Annotated in this window: 20 protein-coding genes, 4 tRNA genes and 1 pseudogene; 12 read left to right on the top strand and 13 right to left on the bottom strand. The window is 64.1% G+C overall.

What is annotated here, in order from left to right:
- The 3 genes and pseudogenes from QM797_RS21310 to QM797_RS21320 all read right to left on the bottom strand — a co-directional run.
- Positions 1-88, bottom strand: a pseudogene (locus QM797_RS21310) (YebC/PmpR family DNA-binding transcriptional regulator); the annotation flags it as partial.
- A 108-nt stretch (positions 89-196) separates the two neighbouring features.
- Positions 197-799, bottom strand: a complete 603-nt coding sequence (pdxT, locus tag QM797_RS21315; protein ID WP_283277660.1) for a pyridoxal 5'-phosphate synthase glutaminase subunit PdxT — start codon at positions 797-799, stop codon at positions 197-199.
- Positions 796-1,647, bottom strand: a complete 852-nt coding sequence (locus QM797_RS21320; RefSeq protein ID WP_283277661.1) for an acyl-CoA thioesterase — start codon at positions 1,645-1,647, stop codon at positions 796-798. Before QM797_RS21320 ends, pdxT begins: the two co-directional genes overlap by 4 nt.
- A gap of 101 nt (positions 1,648-1,748) precedes the next feature.
- Between QM797_RS21320 and QM797_RS21325 the strand changes: the two genes are divergently transcribed.
- Positions 1,749-2,348, top strand: coding sequence for a nucleoside/nucleotide kinase family protein (locus tag QM797_RS21325; RefSeq protein WP_502942375.1), 600 nt, complete (start codon positions 1,749-1,751; stop codon positions 2,346-2,348).
- A 7-nt stretch (positions 2,349-2,355) separates the two neighbouring features.
- On the opposite strand, the gene pdxS is transcribed toward QM797_RS21325, so the two are convergent.
- The 9 genes from pdxS to QM797_RS21370 all read right to left on the bottom strand — a co-directional run bounded on the left by pdxS (position 2,356) and on the right by QM797_RS21370 (position 10,505).
- Positions 2,356-3,297 carry a pyridoxal 5'-phosphate synthase lyase subunit PdxS gene (gene pdxS, locus QM797_RS21330; RefSeq protein WP_283277663.1) on the bottom strand — a complete coding sequence of 314 codons (942 nt, stop codon included), beginning with the start codon at positions 3,295-3,297 and terminating at the stop codon, positions 2,356-2,358.
- 156 nt (positions 3,298-3,453) lie between these two features.
- Complete coding sequence (locus QM797_RS21335) at positions 3,454-4,479, bottom strand: NUDIX hydrolase (RefSeq protein ID WP_032403324.1); 1,026 nt, start codon at positions 4,477-4,479, stop codon at positions 3,454-3,456.
- The gene (locus tag QM797_RS21340; RefSeq protein WP_283277664.1) at positions 4,479-5,603 is read right to left on the bottom strand and encodes a glycosyltransferase family 4 protein; all 1,125 of its coding nucleotides are present in this window, start codon (positions 5,601-5,603) and stop codon (positions 4,479-4,481) included. Before QM797_RS21340 ends, QM797_RS21335 begins: the two co-directional genes overlap by 1 nt.
- Positions 5,600-6,505, bottom strand: a complete 906-nt coding sequence (locus QM797_RS21345) for a phosphatidylinositol mannoside acyltransferase (protein ID WP_283277665.1) — start codon at positions 6,503-6,505, stop codon at positions 5,600-5,602. Before QM797_RS21345 ends, QM797_RS21340 begins: the two co-directional genes overlap by 4 nt.
- A complete protein-coding gene (pgsA, locus tag QM797_RS21350) occupies positions 6,502-7,185 on the bottom strand; it encodes a phosphatidylinositol phosphate synthase (RefSeq protein ID WP_283277666.1) in 684 nt (227 codons plus the stop codon). Before pgsA ends, QM797_RS21345 begins: the two co-directional genes overlap by 4 nt.
- A gap of 25 nt (positions 7,186-7,210) precedes the next feature.
- Complete coding sequence (locus QM797_RS21355) at positions 7,211-7,753, bottom strand: ATP adenylyltransferase (RefSeq protein WP_057478628.1); 543 nt, start codon at positions 7,751-7,753, stop codon at positions 7,211-7,213.
- Position 7,754: 1 nt separating this feature from the next.
- A complete protein-coding gene (gene thrS, locus QM797_RS21360) occupies positions 7,755-9,815 on the bottom strand; it encodes a threonine--tRNA ligase (protein WP_283277749.1) in 2,061 nt (686 codons plus the stop codon).
- A gap of 101 nt (positions 9,816-9,916) precedes the next feature.
- Positions 9,917-10,336 (bottom strand): TIGR02611 family protein, encoded by a 420-nt coding sequence (locus tag QM797_RS21365; protein WP_283277750.1) that lies wholly within the window; start codon positions 10,334-10,336, stop codon positions 9,917-9,919.
- Positions 10,337-10,433: 97 nt separating this feature from the next.
- A tRNA-Val gene (locus QM797_RS21370) sits at positions 10,434-10,505 on the bottom strand.
- 242 nt (positions 10,506-10,747) lie between these two features.
- Here QM797_RS21370 and QM797_RS21375 point away from each other — a divergent pair.
- The 7 genes from QM797_RS21375 (at position 10,748) to QM797_RS21405 (ending at position 13,117) form a co-directional block, all read left to right on the top strand.
- Positions 10,748-10,819, top strand: a tRNA-Gly gene (locus QM797_RS21375).
- Between the two features lie 17 nt (positions 10,820-10,836).
- Positions 10,837-10,907, top strand: a tRNA-Cys gene (locus QM797_RS21380).
- Between the two features lie 37 nt (positions 10,908-10,944).
- A tRNA-Val gene (locus QM797_RS21385) sits at positions 10,945-11,019 on the top strand.
- 126 nt (positions 11,020-11,145) lie between these two features.
- Positions 11,146-11,427: a hypothetical protein gene (locus QM797_RS21390; protein WP_283277667.1), complete on the top strand. Its 282-nt coding sequence runs from the start codon at positions 11,146-11,148 to the stop codon at positions 11,425-11,427.
- Positions 11,420-12,115, top strand: coding sequence for an alpha/beta hydrolase family protein (locus QM797_RS21395; RefSeq protein ID WP_283277668.1), 696 nt, complete (start codon positions 11,420-11,422; stop codon positions 12,113-12,115). Before QM797_RS21390 ends, QM797_RS21395 begins: the two co-directional genes overlap by 8 nt.
- Before the next feature lie 16 nt (positions 12,116-12,131).
- Positions 12,132-12,584 (top strand): hypothetical protein, encoded by a 453-nt coding sequence (locus QM797_RS21400; protein WP_283277669.1) that lies wholly within the window; start codon positions 12,132-12,134, stop codon positions 12,582-12,584.
- Positions 12,581-13,117 (top strand): GNAT family N-acetyltransferase, encoded by a 537-nt coding sequence (locus tag QM797_RS21405; protein WP_283277670.1) that lies wholly within the window; start codon positions 12,581-12,583, stop codon positions 13,115-13,117. The genes QM797_RS21400 and QM797_RS21405 overlap by 4 nt, the downstream gene beginning before the upstream one ends.
- Position 13,118: 1 nt before the next feature.
- On the opposite strand, the gene zapE is transcribed toward QM797_RS21405, so the two are convergent.
- The gene (zapE, locus tag QM797_RS21410) at positions 13,119-14,132 is read right to left on the bottom strand and encodes a cell division protein ZapE (protein ID WP_283277671.1); all 1,014 of its coding nucleotides are present in this window, start codon (positions 14,130-14,132) and stop codon (positions 13,119-13,121) included.
- A gap of 34 nt (positions 14,133-14,166) precedes the next feature.
- Between zapE and QM797_RS21415 the strand changes: the two genes are divergently transcribed.
- The 4 genes from QM797_RS21415 (at position 14,167) to msrB (ending at position 18,340) form a co-directional block, all read left to right on the top strand.
- On the top strand, positions 14,167-14,955 hold the full coding sequence (locus QM797_RS21415; protein WP_283277672.1) for a pyrimidine reductase family protein: 789 nt from the start codon (positions 14,167-14,169) through the stop codon (positions 14,953-14,955).
- Positions 14,956-15,001: 46 nt separating this feature from the next.
- Complete coding sequence (locus QM797_RS21420; protein WP_283277673.1) at positions 15,002-16,576, top strand: alpha/beta hydrolase; 1,575 nt, start codon at positions 15,002-15,004, stop codon at positions 16,574-16,576.
- Positions 16,577-16,645: 69 nt separating this feature from the next.
- The gene (locus QM797_RS21425; RefSeq protein ID WP_283277674.1) at positions 16,646-17,884 is read left to right on the top strand and encodes a glycosyltransferase family 87 protein; all 1,239 of its coding nucleotides are present in this window, start codon (positions 16,646-16,648) and stop codon (positions 17,882-17,884) included.
- 27 nt (positions 17,885-17,911) lie between these two features.
- On the top strand, positions 17,912-18,340 hold the full coding sequence (gene msrB / locus QM797_RS21430; protein ID WP_283277675.1) for a peptide-methionine (R)-S-oxide reductase MsrB: 429 nt from the start codon (positions 17,912-17,914) through the stop codon (positions 18,338-18,340).
- Positions 18,341-18,357 lie beyond the last annotated feature (17 nt).

Below are 18,357 nucleotides of genomic sequence, written 5' to 3' on the forward strand. Positions count from 1 at the left end.
TGATGAGTTTGGCGAAAGACTTGCCACGTCGGGCGTCGATCACCGCCTTCTTGTGCTTGGTGGTGGCCCATTTTGAGTGGCCGCTCATGCGATAGAGCCCCTTCCTGCTCGAAATCAGTGTTGTCGACTTTACTCGCCCGCTACCGCGCTCGGGACCGACCTGCTCCGGCGGGTTCGAAACGGCGGCGCACCGTTTCTAACTGCGGCGCACCATGTCGACGAAGAGTCGGTGCACACGATCGTCACCGGTCACCTCGGGATGGAAGCTCGTCGCCAGCACCGAGTTCTGCCTCACGGCCACCACACGTCCCGCGGCCGGTCCATGGGGCACGGTGGCGAGGACCTCGACGTGTTCGCCGACGCGCTCGACCCAGGGTGCCCGAATGAACACCGCTCGCACCGGACCACCGTCGATGTCGATGACGTCGAGATCGGTCTCGAAGGAGTCGACCTGACGACCGAAAGCGTTGCGCCGCACGGTGATATCGAGGCAGTCGAGATGCCGCGCGTCGGGCCTGGTATCGAGAATCTCGGACGCCAGCAAGATCATGCCCGCGCACGATCCGTATGCGGGCATGCCCTCGGCCAATCGGGCTTGCAGCGGTTCGAGAAGATCGAACACACCGAGCAGGTTGCTCATGGTCGTCGATTCCCCACCGGGGATGATCAGCCCGTCGATCTGTGCGAGTTCGGACGGACGCCGCACCGTGACGCCGTGCGCACCACTCGACTCGAGTGCGGCCAGATGTTCGCGAACGTCGCCCTGCAATGCCAGAACTCCGATGGTCGGAGCGTTCACTTCACTCCGAAGGGATCGACGTTGGATTTGCTGGTGTCGCGCTCGTAACGCATCAGCCCTTCTTGCACCACCGCAGCAACCATGCGTCCGGACGTGTCGAAAATTCGCCCCTGAGCCAGTGCCCGGCCGAAATCCGCGGACGGTGACGTCTGGTCGTAGAGCAACCATTCATCTGCCCGGAACGGACGCAGGAACCACAGCGCGTGATCGAGGGAGGCGGTCTGAGTGACGGCGTCCGGATGCGGCACCTTGGCGGAGCCGATCAACGTCATGTCGCTCATGTAGGCGAGTGCGCAGACGTGGAACACCTGATCGTCGGGCAGAGTGTCGCGATAGCGGAACCAGACGCGCTGCTGCGCAGCGAAACTCGGATGCTTGACGGTCTGGTCGTCGGGAATGAGACGGATGTCCCATTCCGACCACTCCTTGTAGTACGAGTTGTCGTACTCGGCGAGGGTAGTCGGATCGGGCAGAGTCTCCGGGCCGACGACCTCGGGCATGAGGTCCTGATGAGAAATACCGTCGTCGTCGCCGTGGAACGATGCGGACATCGTGAATATTGCTTTGCCGTGCTGAATTCCGGTGACGCGGCGCGTGCAGAACGACCGTCCGTCGCGGATTCGATCGACCATGAACACGGCCGGCTCGTTGGGGTTGCCCGGCCGCAGAAAGTAGCCGTGCAGCGAGTGCACACGAAACTCGGGGGCAACTGTGCGCACAGCCGCGACGAGCGCCTGGCCCGCAACCTGGCCGCCGAACGTCCGGGGTAGACGACTCGGGAACGTCCGTCCCCGATAGATGTCGTTCTCGATCCGTTCCAATTCGAGAATGTCCTCGATACTGGCCATTGCTGGTGCCCACCTTTCTCCAGTGGATCAGGCTAACAATGGATCGACCAGGCAGGATGGTCGGTGTGGGTCAACCTGTGCCGATCTTTCCCGATCTCCTCATGGAATCGATCGTCGATTCCTGTCCCGCCGACGCACGAACGATCGTTGTGGTCGACGGTGCCGATGCTGCGCGGCCCGTCGAGTTCGCCTCGCGCACAGCAGAACACGCCCGCTCCAGCGGACGTTCGGCCAGCGTGGTCGATCTGCACGACTACGTTCGACCAGCGTCGATCCGATTCGAATATTCGCGCCACGACGAATTGAGCTATCGCACACTGTGGTTCGACTACGACGCCGTGTCTCGGGAGGTCATCGCACCGCTGCGACCCGGTGGTCGAGGTCACTTCCTGCCCCGGCTGTGGGATGAAGCAACCGATCGATCGGCCCGCGCCCGCAGCGTCCCGGCAGCGCCGTACGAGATCGTTTTCATTGCCGGTCCCATGCTGCTCGGGCGAGGCCTCGACGTCGATCTGTCGGTGCACCTTCGTTTGTCCGAGACTGCGCTACGACGTAGGACCGATTCGGCAGAAGAATGGACCTGCGAGCCGCTGACGACGTATTACGACAGCCTGGATCGGTCGGACCGTTCCGCCGGCCGACCAGATTTTTTGGTCCGATGGGACCATCCGGACCGCCCGGCCTTGGAACGCCGACCCTAGAAGCCCGTCACCAACCGCGCTCGGCGAGCCGGTGTCCGACGGGGAGGTCGTCGACATTGATGCCGACCATCGCCTCACCGAGGCCACGCGAGACCTTCGCAAGTACGTCGGGGTCGTCGAAGAACGTGGTGGCCTTGACGATTGCCTCCGCGCGTTCCTTGGGGTTGCCGGACTTGAAGATTCCCGATCCGACAAAGACACCCTCGGCTCCGAGCTGCATCATCATCGCCGCATCGGCGGGCGTGGCGATGCCACCGGCGGTGAAAAGCGTGACGGGCAACTTGCCGGCGCGGGCGATCTCGACGACGAGGTCGTACGGTGCCTGCAGTTCCTTCGCCGCTACGTACAGCTCGTCCTCGGGCAGCGAGGTGAGTCGGCGAATCTCGTCGCGGATCTTGCGCATGTGCGTCGTCGCATTCGAGACGTCACCGGTGCCGGCCTCACCCTTGGAGCGAATCATGGCCGCGCCCTCGGTGATTCGGCGTAGAGCCTCACCCAGGTTGGTGGCACCGCACACGAAAGGAACGGTGTACTTCCACTTGTCGATGTGATTGGCGTAGTCGGCCGGGGTGAGCACCTCGGACTCGTCGATGTAGTCGACACCCAGGCTCTGCAGGATCTGCGCCTCGACGAAGTGCCCGATGCGCGCCTTCGCCATCACCGGGATGCTGACCGAGGAAATGATGCTGTCGATCATGTCGGGATCGCTCATTCGCGACACCCCGCCCTGGGCGCGAATGTCGGCTGGAACGCGCTCGAGAGCCATCACGGCCACCGCTCCGGCGTCCTCGGCGATCTTGGCCTGATCGGCGGTGACCACGTCCATGATGACGCCGCCCTTGAGCATCTCGGCCATACCCCGCTTGACGCGCGCGGTACCGACTCCGTTTTCGCCGGATCCACCGTCGACCGATGCGGCGGGCGTGTTCGAGGCGTGTGGGGTAGTCAAGGGAAACTCCTGTGTTCTTCGACGCTGTTGCGGCGCTCCGGGCTGATAGGTGCGATCGCGCGCAGCGCGATGTCGCGCCCAGAACAGTAGGCCTTCGCCCGCGCGATTCCCATAACCACTTGAAGACTGCTGGACTGCTCGAAAGGGTCCAGATGCCTACCGAATCGCGCGCACGTCCGGGTCGCCGCGTCGAGCGAGAGCCACGTTCACCTCGTCGAGCAGTTCCGCCAGGTCCTGGGGATAGACGTTCTCGCCGAGCGCGCTGAGAGCCCGGATGTCGGACTCTGTGCACCACTGATGTCCGGTCACGGTCCGTCGCTCGAAGTCGGTGAAGCCTGCACTCTCGGGTTCGAACTCCTGCGTTCGGTGCGCGAAGAACAGTTCCTCGGACCTGATCAATGTTCCGTTGAACGGGAACGTGGCAACTCGCCGCCACAACGGACCGCGTAGATCGGCTGCGGCAACGCGCAATCCCGTTTCTTCGTGCACTTCTCGCACCGCTGCCTCGCGGAGCGATTCACCCTTCTCCACTGCCCCACCGATCGTGAACCAGAAGAAGGTATCGGGCACGGTCGGATCGTGGCCTCGCAACAGCAGTACGCGGCCGCGCTCGTCGAGCAATACCACCCGCGCGGAGGTCCGCGGAGTGGCACGATTCTCGCTGCCGAACGTCGCGGCGGCAGAACGCTCCGCGATCTCGAAGTACGACGGCAGTGCGGCCGTTCCACCGAGATGCAACCACCGGACCGGTCGACGGATGCGCAACGCCAGAGTGTCGCGCACGGCATCGTTGTGGAACCGCCGCGCAATCAGTACGCGCGCTTCGGCGTCGGCCAATTCCGCAACCAGTTGCGGGGGAAGCTCATTCGGTTCGACGACCGCGAGCGCCATCGATACCGCGTTCTCGGCTTCTTCTCGTTGCGACCGGTCGGCTCGCTCGGCTCGGTCCGCCAGCGCCGCCAGTTCTCTGCTCGACGGCACCGAGTCGCGGGTGGCAGCGGACACTGCACGCGCGACGACGGCACGGCGGGCGAGTGCGGCGTCGAGGGACTGCCACGCGAGGTCGGTGCGCACGTGCAAGCGATCGAGTCGATTTGCCGTCCCGTAGGCCCACAGACCGACGACGAGAATCAGGACTGCAATCAGCCCGAGCACCAGAATTGTGACGGCAGAGAGGGTCATCAGGTCGACGCTCGCACTTTCTGCCCGCCGAGAGTGACGGTCTCGTAGACCCGCAGAATCTGCTCGGCGACGACGGGCCAGTCGTAAGTGGCCACCGCAATCGAGGCGGCGTCGACCAGGCGGTCTCGGACGGCGTCGTCGTCCAGGATCGAGGTGACTGCCGCGGCGAGCGCATCGGAATCCTCGATCGGCACCAGCAGTCCGCAGGTGCCGTCCTTGAGCACCCTGCGGAAGGCATCGAGTTCGCTTGCCACGACCGGTGTTCCGGCCGCCATCGCCTCGACGAGCACAATTCCGAAGCTTTCCCCGCCGAGATTCGGGGCGCAGTAGACATCGGCACTGCGCATCGCGGAGGCTTTCGTCGCGTCGTCCACCTGCCCCAGGAAGGTCAGGTGTGACGACAGTGCGCCTGCGTCCTTGCGCAGTTCGTCCTCGTCGCCGCGGCCGACGACGAGGATCTCGATGTCCGGATGTGATTCGACCAGTGCGGGCAGGGCACCGAGCAGAACGGCCATTCCCTTTCGCGGTTCGTCGAATCGGCCGAGGAAGAGCACCGTACGGCCGGCTCGGGGATAGCCCTCCAGCACAGCGGCATCGGCGAACGCGGGCACGTCGACGCCGTTGGGGATCTCGACGGCGTCGGATCCCAGTGCCTCGACCTGCCAGCGTCGAGCAAGCTCCGATACGGCGATCCGGCCACTGATCTTCTCGTGGTACGGACGCAGGACGCCCTGGAACGTGCTGAGCACCAAGGACTTCGTGGTGGAGGTGTGGAACGTCGCCACGATCGGACCGTCCGCGGCCTTGAGGGCCAGCATCGACAGACTCGGAGCGTTCGGTTCGTGGATGTGCAATACGTCGAAATCGTTGTCCGAGATCCACTTTCGGATTCGGGAATACGTCACCGGTCCGAATCGAAGACGCGCGACCGATCCGTTGTAGGGAATTGCGAGCGCCTCCCCCGCCGACACCACGAACTCCGGCAGCTCGACGTCCTCCGACGCCGGTGCCAACACACTCACCCGATGCCCGCGCTCGATGAACACCTCCGCCAACTGCTGGACGTGCGCCTGCACCCCGCCGGGAACGTCGAACGAGTACGGGCAGACCATACCGATCTTCACGCGCCCTCGATTCGGGCGCGTCGTTCGGCCGACCAGTCGCTCATCCACAGGGGTTGGAGCATGTGCCAGTCGGCCGGGTGTGCCCGAATGCCGGCAGCAAAGTGATCTGCCAATGCTTGTGTGGCGACATCGATTCCGTGCGCGACATCCACCGCCGGAAAAATATCGAAACCCCAGCCGTCACCGTCGAAGTAACCGTGCACCGGCAGCAGCGTCGCCCCGGTGTCGATCGCCAGCTTCGCGGCCCCCGCGGGCATCCGGGTCGGTTCACCGAAGAAGGTCACCGGCACTCCATGCTTGGCGAGGTCTCGTTCACCGAGGAGGCAGACCACCTTGTTCTCGCGCAGGCGCTCGCTCAGCGCCTGCAGAGGCGGCTGCTCACCGCCGCTGAGCGGGAAGATCTCGAAGCCGAGGCTTTCCCGATAAGCAACGAACCTCTGGTACAGCGATTCGGGTTTCAGTCGTTCGGCAACTGTCGAGAGACCACCGTGCTTGCGTACCAGCCACATTCCGGCCATGTCCCAGTTGCCACTGTGCGGCAGCGCCAGCACGGCACCCTTGCCCGCCGCCAGAGCAGCCTCGAGATGCTCTTGTCCGTTCACACACCGGTCGATGACGGCGGCCTGGGCGGCCAGATCCATCGACGGCAACCGGAACGCCTCGCGCCAGTAGCGGGCGTACGACCGGACGCTGTCGCGAATCAACTCGTCGGGGACCTCGCCGGGGGTTGTCCCGAGGACACGAGCGAGATTGCGCCGCAATTGGTCCGGGCCACCGTTTCGGGTGGACGCGATATCGGCACCGCGATCGAAGAGACTTCTCGCCACACCCTCCGGCAGCGATCGGACCAGTCGCCACCCGGCTGCATATCCGAGGTCGCTGGCTCTGTCGGAGACGTTCACGACGCGGCCACGTCACCATCGTCGGGGGCAGGAGCAGTCGGGGGCACGATGATGTCGCGAGCCCCGTCGGACCCGCGGACGGCCAGCACGCGTTGGAACACCGTCACGATGCTCAGGGCAGCGAGCACCCACATCGCCGGGTAGATGAGGCTGTCCATCCACGGAATATCGAAATGCCTACCCACGCCGGTCAATCCGGCTCCGACGAGAACGATGACGAGGCGATCCGGGCGCTCGATCCAACCACCGTCGGCCGAGAGTCCGCTGGCCTCGGCCCGCGCCTTCGCGTACGAGATCACCTGTGAGGTGACCAGACAGATCAGCGTGGCCACGAGCAACGGCTTGTTCTGCTCGGAAGTCACTGCCCACCAGGCCAGGCCACCGAAGATTGCGCCGTCGGCCACCCGATCGCACGTCGCATCGAGGACGGCCCCGTACTTGGTGCCACCGCCCCTGGCCCGTGCCATGGCTCCGTCGAGCATGTCGAAGAGAACGAACAGCGTGATGACGATCGAACCCCACCACAGGTAGCCGGCGGGGTACATCGTCACTGCCGCCGTAACAGTGACGATGGTGCCGATGAGGGTCACCGAGTCGGGTGTCAGGCCGGTGCTGTTGAGGGCGCGTCCGAGCGGAGCGGTTACCTTCGACACCGGCGCACGGCCGAAAATACTCAGCACGGCGCGTGCTCCTCTCGCCTGTGGTTCATTCGTTCCAGGCCGACGCGAGCAGGGCCCGAGTGTCGCGGAGTAACTGCGGCATCACCTTGGCACCGCCGATCACCGTGATGAAGTTCGCGTCGCCGCCCCAGCGCGGGACGATGTGCTGGTGCAGGTGCTCGGCCAACGATCCGCCTGCTGCGGCACCAAGATTGAGGCCCACGTTGAAGCCGTGCGGGCGAGACACCGTCTTGATGACGCGAATCATCTGTTGGGTGAATGCCATCAACTCGGCGCTCTCGGCGGGCGTGAGATCTTCGAGTGCCGCGACCCGGCGGTACGGAACGATCATCGTGTGGCCGGGGTTGTACGGATACAGGTTGAGTACCGCGTACACCGATTCGCCGCGCGCGACCACCAGCCCGTCCTCGTCGCTCATCTTCGGGATGTCGGAGAACGGCTCACTCGACTTGGCCGAGGCCTGCGGGGCCTCGGCTATGTAGGACATCCGATGTGGGGTCCACAGTCGCTGCAACCGATCGGGCTCACCGGCTCCGGTGGCGACGATCGACTCGTCCTGATCGGGCATGTCAACTCACTCCTGCGGTACTGGTCTGCACGAGTTCGGCGGTCGGTGATGCATTGTTGCGCTGGGAGATCCAGTCGGTGATCGTTGCTACTGCCTGCGCAACCGGAACACCGTTGACCTGAGTTCCGTCACGGAATCGGAAGCTGACGGCACCGGCTTCGACGTCGCGTTCGCCGGCGAGAAGCATGAAGGGGATCTTCTGTGCGGTCTGGTTGAAGATCTTCTTCTGCATCCGATCGTCACTGGCGTCCACCTCGGCGCGCACCCCGAGCTTCTTGAGCTCCTTCACCACCGAGAACAGGTGATCCTGGTGTACCTCGGCAACCGGGATGCCCACTACCTGGACCGGGGCGAGCCAGGCCGGGAATGCGCCGGCGTAATGCTCGGTGAGTACGCCGAAGAATCGCTCGATCGAACCGAACAGCGCGCGGTGGATCATCACCGGGCGCTCCTTGACTCCGCCGGAGGCGGTGTATTCGAGCTCGAACCGTTCGGGCAGGTTGAAGTCGAGCTGTATGGTCGACATCTGCCAGGTGCGGCCCAGAGCATCCTTGGCCTGCACGGAGATCTTGGGTCCGTAGAACGCCGCACCGCCCGGATCGGGCACCAGATCCAGACCCGACGCCGCCGCGACCTCGGCGAGCGTATTGGTCGCCTCTTCCCAGACCTCGTCGCTACCGACGGACTTCTCCGGGTTGCGGGTCGAGAGCTCGAGGTAGAAATCGTCGAGACCGTAATCCTTGAGCAGGCCGAGGACGAATTCCAGGGTGCTGGTGAGTTCGCCGCGCATCTGCTCGCGGGTGCAGAAGATGTGTGCGTCGTCCTGGGTCATGCCGCGCACACGGGTCAGACCATGGATGACTCCGGACTTCTCGTAGCGGTAGACCGAGCCGAACTCGAAGAGGCGCAACGGCAACTCACGGTACGAGCGGCCGCGGGAGCGGAAAATGAGATTGTGCATCGGGCAGTTCATCGGCTTGAGGTAGTAGTCCTGGCCGGGCTTGCGTACGTCACCGTTCTCGTCGAGTTCGGCGTCGAGATGCATCGCCGGGAACATGCCGTCTCGGTACCAGTCGAGGTGGCCCGAGACCTCGTAGAGATGGCCCTTCGTGATGTGCGGGGTGTTGACGAACTCGTAGCCCTCTTCGATGTGCCGCTGGCGGGAGTAGTTCTCGAGCTCGTTGCGGATCACACCGCCCTTCGGGTGGAACACCGGAAGTCCGGAGCCGAGCTCATCGGGAAAGCTGAACAGGTCCAGCTCGGACCCGAGCTTGCGGTGATCGCGGCGCTCGGCCTCGGCCAACAGTTCGAGATGAGCGTCGAGTGCCTCGGTGGACTCCCAGGCGGTTCCGTAGATGCGCTGCAGATCCGCGTTGTCCTGGTTGCCGCGCCAGTAGGCTGCCGAACTGCGGGTCAGCTTGAACGCCGGAACGTATTTGGTGGTGGGGATGTGGGGGCCGCGGCACAGATCGCCCCAGATGCGCTCGCCGGTCCGGGGATTGAGGTTGTCGTATGCGGTCAGCTCTCCCCCGCCGACCTCCATGACCTCTGGATCGTCTATTCCGGACTTGTCGTCGATCAACTCGAGCTTGTACGGCTCGTTCGCCAGTTCTTCGCGAGCCTGCTCGACCGATTCGTACACCCGACGCGAGAACCGTTGTCCAGCTTTGACGATCTGCTTCATCTTCTTCTCGAGGGCAGTCAGATCCTCGGGAGTGAACGGTGCTGTCACGTCGAAGTCGTAGTAGAAGCCGTCCTTGATGAACGGTCCGATACCCAACTTGGCATCGGGAAAGAGTTCTTGGACGGCCTGGGCCAGAACGTGAGCCGCCGAATGCCTGATGACGCTTCGGCCGTCCTCTGTGTTCGCCGGCACGGGCTCGACCTCGATGTCGCCCTCCGGCGACCAGGACAGATCGCGCAGCTTGCCGTCGGGATCGCGCACTACGACGATGGCGTCGGGACCCTTGTTCGGCAGACCGGTGTCGCGGAGCGCCGTACCTGCCGTAGTTCCTGCCGGCACCATGATGCGGGCGGGCGGAACGGTGGCGACAACGGGCATGCTCACAGCGATATACTCCTCGATCGGTTCTTCTGGCCAGGAAGGCCTCCGACAGCCTATCGGCATCGAGCCCCTCGTCGGCCCTCAGCGCGGCGCGTTCGTCAGATCGGACTTTCGAACCACGTCCAGTCGAGCCCGAACCAGCCGCCGACCAGCGCGAACGTTCCGAGCAGCCACAGGGTTGCGAGCACCACGACCGTGGTGAACAGCACGCCCAGACCCTTGACGAACATCGACTGCTTCGAGAACCAGGCCATGAAAGCGTCGTATCTCTTACGGACGAATCGCAGTGCACTCTTGGCCCACGCGAATTCCGACGCCAGGATGCCCAGTCCCGCGAACACGATCAGCCAACCCGGCCCGGGATAAGGAATGGCAAGCACACCCAAGATGAGCACGATGGTTCCGACGACTCCGACCGTGATTCGGTAGCCCAGATCGAGAGACTTGTTCTCGGCGATACGCGCCCGAAAGCGCCGGTGTTTCACCTTCGCCTTGTCCACCGGATTCTGGTCGTCAATGGCGTCGGGCTTCGATTGTTCGGTGCTCACCGGCTCAGGCTACCGGCCTCGGACGCAAGAAAGCCCGCACCGACATGGGTGCGGGCCTTGCATTCTGTGGTCCCGGCTGGGATCGAACCAGCGACCTTCCGCGTGTGAAGCGGACGCTCTCCCACTGAGCCACGGGACCGAACGAGGCAAAACATTAACACGAGGTGCCACGGCGAACCGAATCGCCTGCCCGAGCGCCGAACACACGGTCACAGCGCCCGGGCAATGCCATCACGCCACTGCTTTCACACCGTTCACAGGGACCGATTCGGCCGAATCAGCTGCTGACCACGAGATTTGTGAGTTTCACTCCCGTTGGGTTAATGTTTTCCCCGCACCACGGAGACAACAACTGCCCAGCAGTGAGCGCCTCCGGGGTATGCGGATGTGGCGCAGTGGTAGCGCATCACCTTGCCAAGGTGAGGGTCGCGGGTTCGAATCCCGTCATCCGCTCGAGGGTCTCGACCCATGGTGGAGTGGCCGAGTGGTGAGGCAACGGCCTGCAAAGCCGTGCACACGGGTTCGATTCCCGTCTCCACCTCGCTAGTGCATCGATTGCAGAATCGATGCGAGGACATGCGCGATTAGCTCAGCGGGAGAGCGCTTCCCTGACACGGAAGAGGTCACTGGTTCAATCCCAGTATCGCGCACCAGAGTCAGACAGATCAGACCCCCTTTCGAGGGGGTCTTTTTTGTGCTTCACGAATCAATTGTGGTGATTCACGCCATAGAAGTGCACAGTGGAGATGACGCACACACTTCGATGGAAGGACACTCACGTGTCGGACGATGCTCAGAGCGAACCCACAGTCGACGACGCCACCATGGAGGAGGCAAAGAAATCCGTCGAAGGGCTCGACGATCGCTATCGACCCGGTGCCCGGCCCACCGTGGCGCTACCGGGAACGAACGGCACCGTCGCCGGGACCGCATTCGCCGACATGGTCGACGACGACGGTGAGCTCGTCGACGCCGACGATCAGGGTGCATCCGACAGCTCCGAAACCGACAGCACGGACACCGACCACGCCGAAAAGGTAACGTCCTCGCACGATGCCTGAACTCGATGGTCCCGACGCCCCCGCCGATATCGAACTCGGCGGGGGCGTCGCCTATCTGCACACACCGTCCACACCGTCACGTGGCGGACTCGCTCTCACTCACGGCGCGGGCGGCAACTGCGAGTCGCTTCTGCTGCAGCGCATTGCCGTGGTGTGGTCGGCAGCCGGGTTCACGGTGCTGCGGTTCGACCTCCCGTTTCGAGTTCGCAAACCCAAGGGCCCGCCGCACCCGTCTCGGTCGGCCGAGGATCGGCTGGGCATCGCTGCGGCGATCGACGGCCTCCGCGTCGAGACATCGGGTTTCATCGCCTTCGGTGGGCATTCCTACGGCGGCAGGCAGGGGTCGATGATCGCGGCCGAACGCCCGGATCTCGTCGACGGACTCGTTCTGACCTCCTATCCCCTGCACCCACCGGGCAAGCCGGAAAGGGCTCGTACACAGCACCTTCCTGAACTGCGAATACCGACGGTGGTGGTGCACGGCACGAAGGACCCGTTCGGCACCACTGCCGAACTGAGCGCTGCGCTCGCTCTCGTCCCGGCCCCCACAATGCTCGTCGACATCGAGGGCGCGGGCCACGACCTCGCTCCGATCAAGTACGACGCGGCGACGAAAACCCTTGCCGGAGCCGTCTCGTTGTTCTCCGATTCTTCGGTAGTCGTCCCGCCCTTCGACCCGTCACGCTGAAGTGGTCTACTAAGGCATGCCGACCTGGGGATGGTTCATCGTTGCTCTGGTCCTCGTCGATGCCGCGGTGCTTGCAGCATGGTTGTTGGCCCGAAAGAAGCCCGGCTCGGGCCCGGAGACATCGCGCAGCATCGGGTTGATCGGCCTCGACGGCAATGCCCGTGCAGACATTCACCAGTTGTTGGCGGCGAACAAGAAGATCCAGGCCATCAAGATCTTTCGTGAACGGACAGGTGCCAGTCTCCTCGAAGCGAAGAACGCGATCGAAAGCGTTCAACGCGGCGAACCCTTTCCGACCTCGTCCACCATCGTCGACGCGGCTCAGTCCGGTCCGACACCCTGGGACGATCTGATTCCGCGTTTGCAGTCACTGAAATCGGAAGGAAAAGCTATCTCCGCCATCAAACTGCTGCGCGATCGAACCGGCCTGTCTCTGCGGGATGCGAAGAACGCGGTGGATCTGCTGTGACCGTTCGCGTTGCCACGATCGACGATGCACCCGGGCTGGCCGAATTGGCCGCTGTCACCTTCCCGCTCGCTTGCCCGTCAGGAACCCGCCCCGAAGACATCGAGAGTTTCATCTCGAACACGTTGTCTGTCAAGCACTTTCAGACCTACGTCGCTGACGCATCGAAGGTGGTACTGGTCGACGACGGCGCCGTGAGAGAATTGCTCGGTTACGCGATGCTGGTAGTCGGAGACCCGTCGGACCCGCACATACGAGCGTCTCTCACACATTTGCCGACACTGGAAGTCAGCAAGCTGTACGTGAGACCGACCGGGCACGGTACCGGAGTGGCGGGCCGCTTGATGACCGCTGCCCTGGACCATGCGAGCGAGATCGGCTGTGCGGGCTCCTGGCTCGGAGTCAACCAGGAGAACGAGCGGGCGCAGAAGTTCTATCGCAAACACGGTTTCAGGATTGCCGGAACCAAGACCTTCGTCGTAGGCGGCCGAACCGAGGACGACTATGTGATGGAGACGGAACTACCCGTCGGCTGACTCATCCGACGGCGGCGAAGCGGGACAACGCAAGCAGACGAGAAGTGGCGCGCAGGTACTTCTTGCGGTATCCGCCGGCCAACATCTCCTCGGTGAAGATCTCGTCGAGTTTGCTGCCCGAGGCCGTTACCGGGATGCCCGCGTCGTACAGGCGGTCGGCAAGGACGACCAGTCGCAGCGCGATGGCCTGATCCGATGCCGGGTGCACATTCTTCAGAAACACCGCGGGAACTCCGTCGAGCAACTTGCCGTAGCGAGAAGGGTGCAGCGTGCTCAGGTGTGCCAGCAGCTCGTCGAAGTCGTCCAAGGTTGCGCCGTCGACGGTGTCGGCGCGCTCGATCAGCTCGGACTCGGATGTGGGCTCGGGAGCCGGGGGCAGATCGCGGTGGCGGTAGTCGGGGCCGTCGACACGGACGGACTCGAAGATCGAACCGAGCTTCTTGATTTCGCGCAGGAAGTCCTCGGCGGCAAAACGACCCTCACCGAGCTGACCGGGCAGAGTGTTCGACGTCGCGACGATGGACACTCCACGCTGCGAAAGTTCGGAAAGCAGCCGCGAAACCAGCATCGTGTCGCCCGGATCGTCGAGCTCGAACTCATCGATGCACAGCACGCTGTGGCCCGAAAGTTCTTCGAGCGCCTTGTTGAAGCCGAGTGCCCCGACGACGTGGGTCAGCTCGACGAACGTGCCGAACGCCTTGGGCTCGGGAACACTGTGGTAGATCGAGGCCAGCAAGTGGGTCTTGCCCACACCGAAGCCGCCGTCGAGGTACAGGCCCGCACCGATGGCCGGCGTCTTCTTACCGAACAGCCCGCGCTTGCCCTTGCCTCGAATCTTCTGAACCTTGCTCGCGAATTCCTCGGCCTTCGCGACCGCAGCAGCCTGGGTGGGCTCCTTGGGGTCGGGGATGTACGAGGAGAAGCTGACGTCGTCGAACATCGCCGGCGGGACCATCTGCGCGATCAGCTGATCGGAGGGGACCACGGGATTTCGGTCGACAAGGCGTGCGGGCATTGGACGAGCGTAACGACGTGGTCTGATCTCTCTCATGCAGCTTCTCGATATTGGGACCTACTTCACATCCGAGCAGGCAGCCGAGTCCGCGCTCACCGTCGGGTCGACACTCGACGACGATGCCATCCGCGACCTGTACGCCTACCCAGCAGACCTGGGCCGACCGTGGATCCGCACCAACTTCGTCACCAGCATCGACGGATCTGTCACCGCGAACGGTAAGTCGGCGGGCCTGGGAACCCCCGCCGACGCCCGACTGTTCGGCATTCTGCGAGAGCTGTGCGACGCCGTTCTCGTCGGGGCCGGAACTGCTCGCGCCGAGAACTACGGCGGCGTCTCGCTGTCCGCCGAGGCGAAAGCACGTCGAGTAGCGAACGGATTGGTACCGATTCCCACGATCGTGGTGGTCACCGCCACCGGCTCGATCGATGCCGAGTCTCGGCTCGTCACCGACACCGAAGTGCAGCCGGTGGTGCTGACCTCGGCGGCGGCGGACACCTCGAAGGTGGCCGCGCTGCGTTCCGCGGGCGCAACGGTGATCGAGGTGTCCGGTGAAACGGTGTCGACCGAAGACATCGTGAAGACGCTGAGCGACCTCGGATTTCGCCGCATCCTGTGCGAGGGCGGACCAGGACTGTTCGGGCAACTCGCATCCGACGGTGCGGCGGACGATCTGTGCCTGACGATCTCGCCGATGCTCGTTGCCGGAGAGGCGGGCCGCATCGCCCACTCCGCCGGTGCCTCCGACACACCGATGCAGCGAGCGCACGTTCTCGCTGCATCGGACGGCACGCTGCTCACACGCTGGGTGCGTAGGCCATGAGCAGCGAGCGGTGCGGCATCGATCGAAAAGTCGATAGCCTCGCACGGTGACGCAGAAACGTACGTTGCTCGCCGCCGTCCTCGTCCTGGCCACGATGTGCGCGGCCTGCGGCGCCGGGCCGTCGATCCGGCCCGATGTCGCAGTGGAGCAACGGTCCCCCGGTCAGCCCGGCGAGCCGTCCGCAGAGGCTCCGCCGGAACCGGCTGCACTCGCCGTGCCGACGACCGATCTCGACTGGGCCGACTGCACCGCCGCCACTCTCGGGACGTTCGGGCTCACCTCCACCACGCCCGGACTGACACTCGAGTGCGCGGAGTACGAGGCCGACGTCGATGCCAGCGGGCAGATGTTCGGCACGTTCGCCGTCGGCGCACTGCGCGCCCGGCTCGATGGAACACCGGCCGATGCTGGTCCGCTGCTGTTCACCTCCGGCTCCGATCGATCCTCGATCGCCACACTGGCGACAATGGCAGCCGGTCCGCTCTCGACACTGCTGGAAGCTCACCCCATCGTCGCCGTTGATCGACGCGGGATCGGCCGCTCCACCGCTGTGGACTGCATCGACGACACCCTCCAGTCCCCTACCAAGACTGCAGTCGATGCCCTGGGGCAGTTCACCAGATCCGACGCCGATACCGCCGACCGCGCATTCGACGCGGGCCGAGACGCCACCATCGAGTGCACCGACACACTGCAGCCACAGGAGCTCGCCTTCGGAACCACCTACGCCGCGGACGATCTCGACCGTCTGCGGCAGCTCTGGGGCCTGGATCAGATCGGAGTGATCGGATCCGGGAACGGTGCGCTCACCGCGTTGGCCTACGCGGCGAAGTTCCCGGACAACATCTCGCGTCTGATTCTCGATTCGCCGCCCGGGGTCAATACCGATCAGATCACGCTGGCCGAGCAACGGACGCAGGGCAAGGAAGCCGCCTTCGCGGCGTTCGCACAACGATGCGTCGCGCTGAACTGCTCACTCGGAGCCGATCCGACGGCTGCTGTGGAGCAGCTGCTCCGACGCGCCGCCGGTGGCGAGTTCGCACCGCTGTCCACTCACGAAATTCTCGACGGCATCACCTTCGCACTCGCATCGACAGCAGGGGACGCGTCGACTCGGGCCACCGCCCTGTCCACGACCCTGTCCGCAGCGGCTGGATCCGACACCGCGGCTCTGCTCGCCCTCGCCGAACGAGGTCGAAATGCGTACGGCACCGACGGGCAGTTCGTTTCCCGCTGCACGGACGGCCAGCAGTGGCCGTCTCCGCAGGGCGTGCGTGACCTGTCGTCGCAATGGACCGACCGCTACCCGGTCTACGGCACCGACGCCGCCTTGACAGCGTTGCTGTGCTCCTCCTGGCCGACGGCACCGTCGATCCCCCTGCCCACCTCGTTGGACGTTCCGGTACTGGTCCTGTCGAACGCGGGCGACCCGATCGTCGGCAACGGAGGCCTGTCCTCGGTCACCGGGCTGGTCGGGGCAACCGGCGCGGCAGTGGCGTCGGCGGCGTGGCAGGGCAGCGGACACCCGAGCCTCGGCGGATCACAGTGTCTGCAGAGCACTGTGGTGAATTACGCGCTCGATACTGCGCTTCCGACCGACGGCACCGTCTGTCCCGCCTGATTCCTCGACCGGACTCCGGCGCGGGGTGTCCTTTCGCTGGTGCGGCACCGGCTCGGGTACCGTTCGCGGGTGTCACTTAGCTTTCTGGAGCCGCGCTCAGGGCGGACGACCGCCGAGGTAATCAAGTACGCCCTGTGGCCCATCGCCATCATGACCGTGATCCAGCGGGTGGTCGTCAAGGCGGTCAACGGTGATATCACCAACGACTTCAATCCCGTGTACAGCGCAGCTCTGGCGTTCCTGAATCGCCAGCCGGTGTATACGGCGAACTTCGACTCCGTCGACCCGCACTACCTGTATCAACCGAGCGCGACGATGTTGCTCTCCCCCATAGCCATCATCGACCCCGAGCGATCTCGCTGGTTCTTCATCATCGCCAGCACCATCGCAATTCTCGTGGCGCTCTACATCCTGTTGCGCATCTTCGGATTCCGACTCGACTCGGTTGCCGCTCCCGCGCTGCTCCTCGCCGCATTCGTCAGCGAGACGGTGACGAACACGTTGGTGTTCACCAACTTCAACGGCTTCGTCCTCCTCGGTGAAGTAGCGTTTCTCGGGTTTCTACTCCAACGCAAAGACCTGTCGGCCGGCGTTGCCATGGGCCTGACTCTGGCGATCAAGCCGATGCTCGCGCCGCTGCTGCTGCTTCCTCTGATGACGCGTCAGTGGAAGGTCTTCATCACCTCGATCGCGATCCCCGTGGTGATGATGGCCATCGCCTGGCCGCTGTCGGTCGACCCGATGAACTTCATCGACCGGACGCTGCCGTACCTGCTGCAGACTCGCGACTACTTCAACAGTGCTGTCGTCGGTAACGGTCGCTACTACGGTGTTCCCGAACTGCTCACCCTCGGCATCCGCGCGGTTCTGGGAATCATGGTTCTGGTGTCGCTGTGGCTGCTGTACCGGTACTGCCGCGAAGACCGTCTGTTCTTCTTCGCGACCACATCGGGATTGATCCTCACCGCGCACTGGTTGCTGGGCTCCCTGGGCCAGATGTACTACTCGATGATGCTGTTCCCGCTGCTCATGAGTGTCGTGTTGAAGAACTCAGTACTCCGCAACTGGCCCGCCTGGCTCGCGATCTACGGGTTCATGAACTACGACCGATGGCTGTCCGGACGGTGGATCGAAACCGGCCGTGCCCTGGATTACCTCCGGACCACCTTCGGGTGGGCGCTGCTGATCGTGGTCATCTTCGGTGTTCTCGTCGGACGCTATTTCGCCGCTCGAAGCGAAGGACGACTCGACGACGGAATCGAACCGAGCTACCTGCTGCCGAGCGCGCCACCAGCGAAAACGGCATAGCCCGACAAATCGTATTAGCGTGAGAGCATGAGTTCAGCCACCGACAACAACTCCGCTCCCGCCGTCCAGCTCACCGACGCACAGTGGCGCGAGAAGCTGACCCCCGAGGAATACGCGGTGCTCCGCCAAGCAGGCACCGAGCGCCCGGGCGTCGGCGAGTACACCGACACCACCACCGAGGGCATCTACGAATGCCGAGCCTGCGGAGCCGAATTGTTCCGCAGCACCGAGAAGTTCGAATCTCACTGCGGCTGGCCGTCGTTCTTCGATCCGGCCGACAGCGACGCCGTGATCCTCAACGAGGACACCACGCTCGGAATGCGCCGTGTCGAGGTCGTCTGCCGCAACTGCCACAGTCACCTCGGCCACGTGTTCGAGGGCGAGGGCTACCCCACGCCGACCGATCAGCGCTACTGCATCAACTCGATCTCACTGGTACTCAAGCCTGCGTCTTGATCCGCTCTGCTCGAGCC

Source organism: Rhodococcus sp. IEGM 1381 (genome assembly GCF_030056795.1).
GTDB lineage: Bacteria > Actinomycetota > Actinomycetes > Mycobacteriales > Mycobacteriaceae > Rhodococcoides.

Excerpts from the sequence above, each read along its gene's own strand:
- QM797_RS21325 (WP_502942375.1), top strand. The coding sequence starts at position 1,749 with ATGGAATCGATCGTCGATTCCTGTCCCGCCGACGCACGAACGATCGTT.
- QM797_RS21355 (WP_057478628.1), bottom strand. The coding sequence starts at position 7,753 with ATGCCCGATCAGGACGAGTCGATCGTCGCCACCGGAGCCGGTGAGCCC.
- QM797_RS21320 (WP_283277661.1), bottom strand. The coding sequence starts at position 1,647 with ATGGCCAGTATCGAGGACATTCTCGAATTGGAACGGATCGAGAACGAC.
- QM797_RS21395 (WP_283277668.1), top strand. The coding sequence starts at position 11,420 with ATGCCTGAACTCGATGGTCCCGACGCCCCCGCCGATATCGAACTCGGC.
- thrS (WP_283277749.1), bottom strand. The coding sequence starts at position 9,815 with ATGCCCGTTGTCGCCACCGTTCCGCCCGCCCGCATCATGGTGCCGGCA.
- QM797_RS21335 (WP_032403324.1), bottom strand. The coding sequence starts at position 4,479 with ATGACCCTCTCTGCCGTCACAATTCTGGTGCTCGGGCTGATTGCAGTC.
- QM797_RS21400 (WP_283277669.1), top strand. The coding sequence starts at position 12,132 with ATGCCGACCTGGGGATGGTTCATCGTTGCTCTGGTCCTCGTCGATGCC.
- msrB (WP_283277675.1), top strand. The coding sequence starts at position 17,912 with ATGAGTTCAGCCACCGACAACAACTCCGCTCCCGCCGTCCAGCTCACC.
- zapE (WP_283277671.1), bottom strand. The coding sequence starts at position 14,132 with ATGCCCGCACGCCTTGTCGACCGAAATCCCGTGGTCCCCTCCGATCAG.
- QM797_RS21415 (WP_283277672.1), top strand. The coding sequence starts at position 14,167 with ATGCAGCTTCTCGATATTGGGACCTACTTCACATCCGAGCAGGCAGCC.